Source organism: Vibrio tritonius, assembly GCF_001547935.1.
In the GTDB taxonomy this organism is placed as follows: domain Bacteria; phylum Pseudomonadota; class Gammaproteobacteria; order Enterobacterales; family Vibrionaceae; genus Vibrio; species Vibrio tritonius.
Genome location: NZ_AP014635.1, coordinates 671,710 through 684,277, shown reverse-complemented (window position 1 = coordinate 684,277; position 12,568 = coordinate 671,710). Strand labels below are relative to the sequence as shown.

At 46.6% G+C, this 12,568-nt stretch carries 6 protein-coding genes; 3 read left to right on the top strand and 3 right to left on the bottom strand.

Annotated elements, in window-relative coordinates:
• Positions 1-24: 24 nt before the first annotated feature.
• Positions 25-1,362 (top strand): amino-acid N-acetyltransferase, encoded by a 1,338-nt coding sequence (gene argA / locus JCM16456_RS03110; RefSeq protein WP_068712272.1) that lies wholly within the window; start codon positions 25-27, stop codon positions 1,360-1,362.
• A 339-nt stretch (positions 1,363-1,701) separates the two neighbouring features.
• Positions 1,702-1,890, top strand: coding sequence for a hypothetical protein (locus tag JCM16456_RS03105; RefSeq protein WP_068712270.1), 189 nt, complete (start codon positions 1,702-1,704; stop codon positions 1,888-1,890).
• 74 nt (positions 1,891-1,964) lie between these two features.
• Here JCM16456_RS03105 and recD read toward each other — a convergent pair whose 3' ends face one another.
• The 3 genes from recD to recC form a co-directional block, all read right to left on the bottom strand.
• Entirely contained in the window at positions 1,965-4,067 is a 2,103-nt protein-coding gene (gene recD / locus JCM16456_RS03100; protein ID WP_068712268.1) for an exodeoxyribonuclease V subunit alpha, read from the bottom strand.
• Positions 4,064-7,678 carry an exodeoxyribonuclease V subunit beta gene (gene recB, locus JCM16456_RS03095; protein WP_068712266.1) on the bottom strand — a complete coding sequence of 1,205 codons (3,615 nt, stop codon included), beginning with the start codon at positions 7,676-7,678 and terminating at the stop codon, positions 4,064-4,066. Before recB ends, recD begins: the two co-directional genes overlap by 4 nt.
• A gap of 293 nt (positions 7,679-7,971) precedes the next feature.
• Positions 7,972-11,421 carry an exodeoxyribonuclease V subunit gamma gene (gene recC / locus JCM16456_RS03090; RefSeq protein WP_068712264.1) on the bottom strand — a complete coding sequence of 1,150 codons (3,450 nt, stop codon included), beginning with the start codon at positions 11,419-11,421 and terminating at the stop codon, positions 7,972-7,974.
• A 193-nt stretch (positions 11,422-11,614) separates the two neighbouring features.
• On the opposite strand from recC, the gene JCM16456_RS03085 reads away from it, so the two are divergent.
• Positions 11,615-12,505 carry a LysR family transcriptional regulator gene (locus JCM16456_RS03085; RefSeq protein ID WP_068712262.1) on the top strand — a complete coding sequence of 297 codons (891 nt, stop codon included), beginning with the start codon at positions 11,615-11,617 and terminating at the stop codon, positions 12,503-12,505.
• The last annotated feature ends 63 nt before the right edge of the window (positions 12,506-12,568 follow it).

Below are 12,568 nucleotides of genomic sequence, written 5' to 3'. Positions count from 1 at the left end.
ATATAACCACAAAGGTATCAAGCAGTGAAAATACGCAGTACCGCACTAGTAAAAGGTTTCAGGCAGTCTGTACCCTACGTAAATGCCCACCGAGATAAAACCATGGTTGTAATGTTAGGTGGCGAAGGGATAGCAGATAAAAACTTTCCAAATATTATTAGTGACTTAGCTTTACTCCATAGTTTGGGTGTAAAAATCGTTCTTGTGTATGGCGCTCGCCCGCAAATAAACCACTTGCTTGACCAACATGACCATTCAACCCCTTACCATAAAGGTATCCGCGTAACGGATGAAACGGCTTTAGGATTAGTTATGCAAGCGGCAGGACAACTTCAGCTCGCGATCACAGCTCGTTTATCCATGAACATCAATAACACACCAATGGCAGGTAACAAACTGAACATCGTCAGTGGCAATTTTGTTATTGCTCAACCGCTTGGTGTGGATAACGGCATTGACTACTGTCATAGTGGTAAAGTGCGTCGTATTGATATCGAAGGTATCAATCGTATTCTCAATCAAGATTCAATCGTTCTTTTAGGACCCATTGCTAGCTCAGTAACCGGTGAGTGTTTTAACTTGTTATCTGAAGAAATCGCCACTCAAGTTGCCATACGTCTGAAGGCCGACAAGTTGATCGGTTTCTGTTCTGCTCAGGGGATCATTGATGAACGTGGCAATGCCATTGCCGAGCTATTTCCAGCCGAAGTAGAAGAGTTAATCCGCAAGTTAGAATCGGAAAGTAACCCAACCCTTGATGACACCACAGGAACGCTTCGTTTCCTACGAGCCTCTGTCTCAGCCTGCCGTGCTGGGGTTACTCGCAGCCACTTAGTCAGTTACAAAGACGATGGCGCCTTAATTCAAGAATTGTTCTCTTTTGATGGCATCGGTACTCAAGTGGTTACCGCGCGCACCGAACAAGTTCGCCAAGCACACATTGATGATATCAGCGGGATTTTCGACCTGATTTTACCATTAGAAGAACAAGGTATTTTGGTACGTCGTTCTCGTGAACAGCTAGAACAAGAAATCCATAAGTTTACCGTGATTGAAAAAGACCGCTTAATCATAGGTTGTGCAGCACTCTATCCATATCATGATGAAAAAATGGCCGAAATGGCCTGCGTTGCTATCCATCAAGACTACCGTGACGGGCACCGCGGCTTGGTCCTTTTGGAACATATGAAACACGAAGCAAAAAACATCGGCATCAAGCAACTCTTTGTTTTAACAACACAAAGCTTACATTGGTTTAGAGAACAAGGTTTTATAGAAGTCGGGGTAGAGGCCCTACCAGTGGCAAAACAAAGTTTGTACAACTATCAAAGAAAATCAAAAATTCTAGTTTTAAATCTTTGATATAGTTCATAAAAACTTAATTTTTAATTCTCAAACTTGGGAAATTAATACAAAAAAGTAACTTTTTTACACAATTGATTATTAAATGATCACTTCCCATTTAATACCATTGTCTGTAAAATCCGCACCTCTGTGATACATATCATGTTTTTTTGTATCATAAATGAGCTGAAAACGTCAGATTGAATTATCACTTTGCGCAATTGTTTGGCATTGTGATTATGTTGTACTCATGGATATGACGGTCAGCCCAATAAAGTTGTATATCAAGGATTGGTATAACACTGGCAGGGATGATTTTTACTACTGATTTAACTCGTAATTCATAGCATGAAATCAATGAAGACCGTCATTTGTAATTCACTACAAAGTTTTTGGGATATGGCTGATAACGAGCTGTTAGAAGGCCTAAATGTACACTGTGTATTCCATGTAAACGATCAGCTTAAAAGCTATATTCTCGGTACTCGTGATCGTTATAAAATCAATCAAATTAGCTTCTCTAAAGTGATTCGTCAGGCTTGTTAATAAAACGCTTTAGGTTAAACATACGCTTTTGTTAAAGATACTTGAGAGGAGATAGCTCTCCTCTCGTAAACGGCTCAATGAAATCGCTCCCTAAGCCCACTTGCTCTGCGAGTTTGGATTTTTATCCCCCGCTTCAAAACACCCAGATCGCAATACAGATCTAATCGCTGCTTTGCACGGGTAATCCCGGTATAGATCAACTCTCGCGTCAAAATAGGGCTAAACTCTGGCGGCAAAATCATTAGGGTATGGTTAAATTCACTCCCTTGCGATTTGTGAATGGTCATTGCATAAGCCGTTTCATGAGGTGGTACACGACTTGGCAGTACACCTTTCACACTGCCATCAGGCAATTCAAAATAGACTTTTAAGCGGCGAGACTCATCAGACTCATCCTCCAAGCACAGCCCGATATCACCGTTATACAACCCTAAGCCATGATCGTTACTGGTCACCATCACAGGTCTACCATGATACCAAAGCTCATCCTGCGTTTTAATTTTCTTGCGTGCAGCTAGAGCGCGCTCAACGCGCAAGTTCAGACCAAGCACCCCAAAATCACCTTCACGCACTGCGCACAACAAACGTATCTGACTAAACTGCTGTAATGCCATTTTGGCTTTTAACGTCATCGATATTTGCTGATGTTCATCGTAAAAAGAACGTTGCGCCGTATCGAGATACTCAGAATAACCTTTGACTAAAGTTTGAATCATCTGCTGATACGCATCACTGCTCAACGGATGATGTTCAATATCACTAAACTTTTGTTCCCACACGGTATCCAAGCGTAGTGCCTGACCACTATTGACCGCGCGAGCCAATTGACCAATTCCTGAGCTGGCATTAAAACGATAACTTTTTTGCAGCATACACAAACAATCCGCTATCGCGCTGGTTTTATCGGTTGAGCCATGTTGGGAATGAGCTAACGTGGCAAAGCCCGTAAGATCAGCCAAACGCTGGCCCTGTTCGTGCCCATACCCCAAAGGTAAAAAGGAACAAATATCCCCCAGCACGGCGCCGGCCTCAACTGATGCCAACTGGTCTTTATCCCCCAGCAACACTAAGCGAGCGTGTTTCGGTAAGGCTTCCACCAATTTGACCATCAGTGATAGATCCACCATCGAAGCTTCATCGACCACCAGTAAATCCAAATGCAAAGGGTTGTGCTGATGATGACGAAACTCAACGCTGTGTGGCATCGCACCAAGTAAGCGGTGAATGGTGCTCGACTCAGTAGGGATCAATGCTTTTAGCTCCGGCTCTACCGGGAGCTTTTCCACTGCTTTCGCAATCGATTCGGTAAGACGTGCGGCTGCTTTGCCTGTCGGGGCCACCAATTTTATGGTCGGCGTGGAGCCACTTTGTGTCGCTTGACTAATCAGCGCTGCGAGCAATTTGGTCACTGTGGTGGTTTTACCTGTACCAGGGCCTCCAGAGATAACCGTAAAGCGCCGGGTTAATGCTACTGCTGCCGCCACTTTTTGCCAGTTGAGACAAGCCGATAACGGCACTAGCGAGTCTAATTTCTCTAATTGTTCAGGTGTCGTGGCTTGTGTAACACAGCGATCAATACCCTGCCAATCCAAACCATCCGGGGCAACAATATCCAGCAAGTCATTCACTTTTCGTTGTCGTTCAACTTGCGATGCAATACCAGACAACTGCTTAAATATCAGCAAATAGTCTCGACTAAATAGCTCATCAAGACGTTCTCGGAGCTTTTGGACACCCGTAGCCTCAAAGCTCAAAGGGCTGGCAAATTGGCCCAATTTTTGCGCCAATATCACTTCGTAATACCAATAACGATGTAGATAGAGTCGGTTGCCATCAAAGACTAACGGCGTTGCCTGTTCGCCATTTGATACGAGTGAACTTTGGTTAAGTAAGCCAATCCAATCGGTTGCAAGCCAATCACGCTGGAATGCTTCGGCACTGGCACCATACACACCTAACTTACTGAGAAAATCAGTGAGCTGACCGTTTTCATCCCACATTGGCAAACAGATATGACCGCGCCCTAGTTCAGCACTCAGTACCGCAGCCAAAAAGGTCAGCGGCATCTCTTGCGGTTGACATTGAGCACCGATAAAACGGGCAAATTGATAATCGAGTTGGCGAATCGCGCCCTGCTCTGCCAGTAAAGACAAATCCGTAAGAGGTGACGTATTCATAGATCCAACTCCATCTGACCTTGAGACGTTTGACGAACATCCGGCTCTTGACCATCAATCAAATTATCCAACTCCGTTAAGAAAGCGTTACTTGGTTTGGCATGGAATATTCCATTATTAGGCTGGCCATCCACCCCACGTAAAAACAGATAATAAACCCCACCAAAGTGACGTTCATAATCGTAATCGGCAAGACGACTACGCAAAAAACGATGCAATGCTAGTGAGTAAATTTGGTACTGCAAATCGTAGCGGTGCTCTGCCATCGCTTGCTCAAGCCGCGCGCCGCGATAGGCCTCTGGCTCATCCCCCAAGTGATTCGATTTCCAGTCGAGCACGTAATACTTGCCCTGATGTTCAAACACTAAGTCGATGAAACCTTTAAGCATGCCCTGCACAGTATAAAAACCGAGGTCGCCCGCTTTAGCTGACAAAGGGTCATGACGATGCGTCACCCGATTAAGCCCTGGGGCATCCAATACCGTAATCGGTAGTAAAAACTCCATTTCCACTAAGCGCTGCTGTGGCGTCTTTTCACTTAAATACAGTTTGTTACCATCTAATGGAGTATTCATAACCGAATCAATCAGTTGTGTTAGAACGGGTAACCATTCGAGATCAAGTTGCTCTCTTTCCATCAGTTCAATAATGATTTGCTGGTTACTGTCACTCCCTGCCGGCTGAGTAAACTCCACCTGTTCAAACAGACTATGTAAAAACGTCCCTGGCTGCGCTCCACGCGGAAAGGTAAAAATCGACCGCTCAGGTTCGAGCAGTAAGGTTTCATCTTGTTCATCGGCAGAATCAATATCAAAGCCTGATATTTCGACAGTAGCATCCACATTGTGATGGCTGCCTTGTTTCACCAAACCTGAATAGCTGGTTATCCGCCAATGACGATCAATCGAGGTTTGCAACTCTTTGACTGGCAGAGAATCGTGCGGATTCTCTTGGGCTTGATACGGTTGCTCAGGCCTTGTGGGTGGCTCTGCCACTGTCGCGTTTAAATGTGCAATCGCAGCAGAGAGTGAACTTGCCAGTAATTCAATGCCCCCCTCTTGACCATTTTGCAGCAAAAAGCCCATCGCACTCTGATGTACCCCGGTTGGCTCTTTGGTTGAACGACCATTACGCAGTGGCGCGACACCGATAAAACAGCCATACACTGCACGGGTTAACGCCACATAAATCAAACGCAAATCTTCCGCTAAACGTTCTTTGTCTGCTTGAGCTAACGCCGCATCATTGCCGGTAATATCTAACATGGTTTTACCACTTGAGGCATCGTAATATTTCCCCTCAGAGGCGGCTCGATAGCCAATGACAAACGGCAAAAAGACCAAGTCATATTCCAAACCTTTCGATTTGTGAATCGTGACGATTTGCACCAAGTTACGTTCTGATTCTAACCGCTGAATTTGGTCATCACTGCCACCTAAACCTTGCGCGACATCGGTCATGGTCTGCGCTAACCAACGCAGCAAGCCGTGGTCACTGTCGATATCTTGATTGGCTTGTTGCAGCAGTTCACCGATGTGCAAGTAATCGGTCAAATGGCGCTCGCCATCCGCTTCTTCAAGCCAACGTTCAGCGATATGACGCAAGCTCAGTACCGCGCGTAGCATCGGCAATACACCACGCTCAGTCCACAGTTTGCGATAAGATTTAAACTCATTAACGGCACTTTCCCACACGTTCTCATCGTTATTGAGCGCATCCAATTGCTTGGCATTCAAGGCAAATAGCGGACTGGCCAACGCCGCTCTTAGCGTGCGGTCATTTTCTGGGTTCAATACCGCTTGGAGCAAACGCTGAATATCACTCGCAACACTGCTGGTAAACACGCTGTCGCGGTTAGAAAGATAGACACTGGCAATCCCTTGTGCCGCCAGCGCCTCTTTTACCATGCGCCCCTCACTGCCGGTTCTCACCAGTACAGCAATGTCGCCCGCCGTGATACTTTGGTTTTGATTAAATGTGGCATTGTCTTGCTGCGCAGCACTCAAAATAGTCTGAATTTGGCTGGCCGTCGCCTCAGCCATGATTTTGAGATAATCCCCTTTGGTCATCAAAGAGCCTTCGGTATCAGGCGACCAATAAGTCAACGCAGGCTGCTTTTCGTTACCAATAAACCAGCCTTTTTGCTCCGCCTTAGGGCTTGCATTAACTGGATAGAATGGAATGTCATCATCATAAATAAAAGGGCTATCTGGGCGAGCAAACACTTGGTTGACGCACGCTACCATATCCGCACTTGAGCGCCAGTTGGTGCCCAAGGTGTAATGCGCTGACACCTGATTGCGCGCGCGAATATAGGTAAAGATGTCTGCGCCACGAAACGCATAAATCGCCTGTTTCGGGTCACCGATCATAAACAGGCCGGTTTGTGGATGCGCCAAGTAAATACGGCTAAAAATACTGTATTGCAATGGGTCGGTATCTTGGAATTCATCGATCATCGCTACCGGATAAAGCTGGCGAATCCGCTCTGCCAAAATGTCATCGTCATCGTTTTCCAACGCGGCAGAAAGCTGAGTAAGCAGGTCATCAAACGAGAGCCACTGCTTGGTCTGTTTCGCTTTGGCCAGCATCTGACGGCATTCGCTAATCGCATGGGCAAGCAGTGGCGCTTCAAGATTGACTGGCTGAGCTAAAAACTGCTCAATGGCGCCAAACACCGGGTGCTCAGGTGCGGTTCCTTTTGGTGTCTTTTCAATTAAAATCGCTTGAGAAAAACGTTCTAATTTATCGGGAACATCGTAACCGGTGGTCTCAGAACTCGCCCACAGGCTCACCGCAGCAATCCATTCAGGTAGGGATTTTTTGGTGTAGCTGCGCTTATTCACATCTGAGTTGGCAATACACCCCTCGATATCCGATTCATGTTCGCGCCACAGGGCTTTCAATTCATCGATACGCTGTAAATTTTGCTGATGCAACTGTGCCAAATCACCACTCATAGGTAGAGTCGTTAAGGTCAGTGGTGCTCCAGTCAAATACCCACTGATACGCGCTAACAAATCGGCAGGGGAACCCCACATACGACGAATTTCGGCGGCTAAAGGCAACGGTAAAGGATAAAACTGACGACGCCAATAATCGGCCACCACCTGAGCTTTCAAATGACTCTCATCGGTTACAAATTCGTTATTAAACCGACTGCCCGATTCAAACGCGTTTTGCGTGAGCATCCGCTGACAAAAACCATGGATGGTATACACCGCCGCCTCATCCATCTGACGTTCCGCTTCGGTTAGCAGTTGTACCGCCAGTGGATGGTCATCGTATTCCACCAGCAAGGGCTTAATCACAGGGTCGTCGCTGACCCCGCGAGCAAACGCCATTTTGGCGGCATGAATACGCGCACGAATACGATCGCGTAACTCTGCCGTTGCCGCTTCGGTAAAGGTCACAACCAAGATTTGATCAACCGTTAATGGTATGGCATGACGGGTGTCAGCCGTGCCATGCCCCAAAATCAAACGCAGATACAAACCAGCGATGGTAAAGGTTTTACCTGTCCCCGCAGACGCTTCAATCAGCCGTGCGCCATGCAATGGAAAAGTCATCGTATCCAAAGCGATAGGTTCGATGTGCGACGTTACCGACATGATGTATTACCTTTCAAATTCTTAAGCCAAAGCATATGTGATCCAAGCTGCAATATTGGTATTTAGTACCATAAAACAGCAAGTTGCCCTATTTTTGTGAGAGATCGTTCACAGCGCACCATCGCGGTGCTCGATAGAATTCAATCCATCTTAGCGCTGATGGTGGTCACCACCTTCAGACGGATACCGAATTACAGGTCCCTCTGACCCGTGGCCGTACAGCAAACACCCTACACAACACAACGATTTTCTGACGGCCACAAATTCCTGCTTCATTCCCAAACTCAACGCCATCATTGTTCCATACCATCTTGCATCGCCAAGCGCGGCGTCTGTAACACCAACGCACTGTTGGTACGAACTTGCTGTGCTAGTTCATCATTCCACTGTGGCCAAATACGTTGAATGTACGGATTATTGCCTTCCCCCGTGGTCATATACCCATCGTTAAACGTATCGGCCATTTTCTTCAATGACTTCTCTTCATCATCAACCCAATTACCCCGTGAGAATCCAGCTTCAACACAGGCCAGTGCAGTACGAGGGAAATAGGCTAATGGCTCGGTGAGCCCTTGATAGAACAGACGCACCAGCTCATTGAGCATTGCGATTGCCTCTTCTTTCGACGCCATCGGTGGCAATATTTGATGCACTACGCCCTCTTTACGATCGTAACCAATCACATGCGTCGATTTACTGTACCCTGCTAAACTCATGCACAGATGATCAATCCAAGCCGCTAAAATATCTTGCGCCCGAATTGATCCGCTGCGGTAACGCAGTAACCCTGATTGATAGACCTGAGTTAGCCATCCGGTGAGTCGAATCGGTTTACCTTCACCAAGGAAGTTAAGTTGAGCATTCACCTCAATGTCCTCAAGTGGCTGCGCGGTTAAAAAGCGAATCCGCTGCGCCAATTCTTGGGTTTGAACTCGGTTGGTTTCCAATTCCAACGTACCAAATGCTCCCACAGGCAGTTTGCCCTGCGCACGCTGCTGTTTCGCGAAATGGTCTATTGCCTCTTGTTGCTCCACTTCACTTTGACAACTGAGCAGTAAGTCCAAAAGCTCATCACGTAATTGGTAACTTTCCAGTCCGCCGAGAGCAAATGGCTCATCGTCTTCCATCACCGCTTGTGGCATTTCAAATTGCACTTTGAGGCGACGATTAAAGAAGTACTGCACTGGCAAACGCCAAAAACGTTGCAACTCGACCAGATCCAGTTCCAGAGGAAAGGTGGCATCCAACAAATAATCATCCAGCGGGAGATTAAACTGACCCGCAGCACTGCCTTGACGCAGCGCCGCTGGCACCCATTCACGCGCATAACTGCCATCACGCAAGAAGCTATCTGGGCTAAACGGTACCATGGCATGATGCTGTACTAAATGGTCAACCAAGCGCTCACCCGATTGGTCACTATCTAGGGCTTCATCGCCGAATAACGCATAATTCTGTTGGCAATACTCGAGTAACTCGCTGACTAAAACAGAAGGAACCCGTTCAGTGTTGTCCTGTATTGAACGCCCAACAAAGCTGATATACAGCGTTTTTTGTGCTGATAACATGGCTTCCAAAAACAGGTAACGGTCGTCATCGCGCCGTGAACGATCGCCCGGTCGAGTACGATTATTCATTAAATCAAACCCTTCCGGCGGCATAGTACGTGGATAAACACCATCGTTCATTCCCAGCAAGCAGACGACATTAAATGGAATCGAGCGCATTGGCATCAAGGTACAGAAGTTCACTTGCCCAGCTAAGAAACGCTGACTAACTCGCGTTCCCGACAGCTTGTTATTGAGGTACTGGCTGATGATGATCGGGGCAATATCCTGCTCGTAACGCGCATCAACTAATTGCTCTTTCAATTGCGTTAAGGTGTCACGAATCGATTGCAGCGCTAGCTCACCTTCCAGATCCACAGCAAAGAAATCGACGAGCAATGTGTAAAGCACTTCACGCCACGCATCAACCGATTGAGTTTGACTCAACAGACGGCGATATCGACTCACTGTTTCAATAAAGTGAGCTAACTTACCGGCTAATTCTGCACTCATGCCCTGCACTTCGTTATAAGGAGCCAGAGCTAACGCTTCGTTCTCATAAAGGTCGACACTTGGCGGCATTGCATAGCCAAGTAACATACGAGCAATACCAAACTCCCACGTGTTTTGTTGGGTTTTCGGCAGATCAAATTCTGTAGCGGTCGTCTCATTCAGCCCCCAACGAATGCCCGACTCTTCTATCCATAATTTAGCAGTGGCAAATTCCTCTTCATCGAGGTCAAAACGCGCCATCATCGCTGGGGTTTCTAACAGTTCGAGTAACTCAGAAGCCAGACAACGCGATTGAGGAAGATTCACCAACTGCAGAAATGCCGTCAGCATGGGGCTTTCTTGATCGGCAGTACGGTCAGAAATCGAATACGGAATAAAGCGATCACCCGGTGCATTACCAAACACCGCTTGAATGTAAGGGCTGTAAGCATTGATGTCCGACACCATCACAATAATATCGCGCGGCTTTAAGTCGGGATGACGATCAAACATCGCCAGCAATTGATCATGTAACACTTCCACTTCCCGCATCGGGCTATGGCACGCATGGAAGGTAACCGAATGGTCATCACGGTCGATTTGTGGCTTGTGGTCGCTACTTTCCAACAGTTGTTCGTTTTGATGCTCTTCGAGATTGAGAATATCCGCCTGCAGTTGATGTAGCAGATTATCGCGGTCGACATCGATAAACAGTTGGTGCTCTTCATTATCGCTTTGGGCTAACAGATAAAGATTATCGCGCCCCAGTTTGCCCATTGAGGCCAATAAGCTGTTGCCTACTGCACCCGCCGTATGCAGCTCATCAGTAGCATAATCGTCGATTGAGCCTTTAAGTGGCGACACTTCCCCAGCCACTTCAATCGATTGCGCTTTTAAGATCAGCTTTTTGCGACGCTGGCTTTCCATCCGTGCGAGAGTTTTCTTATCACGAATGTCCCCCCAATAGTGCTGACAGGGATTAGTAAACATTAAATGGACATCAATGTGTTCACCCAAGGCTTTTAACGCTTCCATATAGCGAGGCGGCAATGAGGAAATACCAAAAATAAACAGCCGGTTAGGCAAGATCGATACATCCACTTGACCATTGGCTAAGGCGGAAATAAAACTGTCGTAGAGATTGGCACGATGATAATGAGACTGCCCTAAGTCTAAGGTGTACTGATAAAGATCACGCCATAAAATCGACTGCCAAGGCTGCTCCCCTTCCAGTTCAGCGACTTCTTCGCCCGCTTCCCACGTTGCAATCCAATCTGGGCGATACACCAAATAACCATCGAAAATATCGGCGATTTTCTCCGCCAACTGGTAGCACTTAGATTGATCATCATCTTGCTCTAGATAACGGCGCAGCGGCGCGAACTCGTCACGGGGCAGTAGCGCGGGTAACCGCTCCATCAATTTCCACGTCATTGCTTCTTTGTTAAACGCACTGCGTTTGGGTACATCGGGCAAAATGCGGGTAAACATTTCCCAGATAAAGGTCGCAGGCAGTGGAAAATCAATATTAGCGGCCACCCCAAGCTCAGCAGCCAACGCCATTTTTAGCCACTGAGACATACCCGGACTTTGTACCAAGATTTGCTCAGCATCAAATGGATTCGCAAGGGGGTCATTTTTAATCAAATAGACCAGCAGAATTTTAAGAGAATCGACTTTATTGGAATGATAAACGGTAAACACGATGCGCTCTGTATCTCTGACGTTAACTGATTTGAGAGTAACATATCCCCTAGTAACCTATGAGCAAATTCCTGTATTTGCTACGCAAAGGGTTAGCAAACACTCAATTTGCTGCTTAGTTAGCACCCTCGGTTGCACTTATGGGCCTTTTCGAGAATCATATCTTTCTCCTTTGAACATGATGACCAGTTAAATGAGCAGCCATATCACTCTCAAGCAGCTTCGGGTTTTTACGATAATTACCCAACTAAAAACCATTACTGCCGCAGCAGACAAACTCTATCTGTCCAAAGCAGCCGTCAGCATGACCTTGTCGGAGCTAGAAAAGCAGTTAGGTCATGCCTTGTTCGATCGAGTGAATAACCGTTTAATTCTCAATCAAGAGGGGCAAAAACTGCTGCCTTTTGCCGATGAACTGCTCCATCGCTTAGATGACCTTGACCATGTGTTTAATGACCAACAAACCCTATCAGGCCAACTGCACATTGGTGCCAGTGACACCATAGGTAACCAAGTGGTGCCTTACTTACTCAGTCAATTTCGTCAGCAGTATCAGCACTATGATCAGAGCTTATTTATCTCAAACTCGGCATTAATCTGTCAAAAACTGGTCGACTACGAGTTGGATATTGGCTTGATTGAAGGGAAAACCATCCATCCACAACTGATGTCGCAGCAATTTAGCCAAGATGAGATGTGTGTGATCTGTTCTCCTGCCCACCCCTTAGCTCAACAAGAAAAAGTCGCCATGACCGACTTTGAACAGAGCGAATGGATTTTGCGTGAAGCAGGTTCTGGGTCGCGGGAGTTCTTCCTGCGCACTGTCGCACCGCGCATCGAACAGTGGCATGAAGCTTTTGAGCTTAATACCACCGAGGCTATTATCAACTGCGTGTCGGCGAATCTTGGTTTTGCCTGTCTCTCCAAACTAGCGGCTCATTCCGCCGTAGCAGATGGACGAGTCAAGATTCTTAACGTACCGTTGGATATGAAGCGCCGTTTTTGGATTTTGGTCCATAAAGAAAAATACCAAAGCCCGCTACTCAAACATTTTATGGAATTTTGTCATCACTGGGATAAGTAGCTCTCATTTTGATATACTGCACTAGACTTTACACTTAATATACTGTATATAAATACAGTAATT

Excerpts from the sequence above, each read along its gene's own strand:
- JCM16456_RS03105 (WP_068712270.1), top strand. The coding sequence starts at position 1,702 with ATGAAGACCGTCATTTGTAATTCACTACAAAGTTTTTGGGATATGGCT.
- recD (WP_068712268.1), bottom strand. The coding sequence starts at position 4,067 with ATGAATACGTCACCTCTTACGGATTTGTCTTTACTGGCAGAGCAGGGC.
- recB (WP_068712266.1), bottom strand. The coding sequence starts at position 7,678 with ATGTCGGTAACGTCGCACATCGAACCTATCGCTTTGGATACGATGACT.
- JCM16456_RS03085 (WP_068712262.1), top strand. The coding sequence starts at position 11,615 with ATGAGCAGCCATATCACTCTCAAGCAGCTTCGGGTTTTTACGATAATT.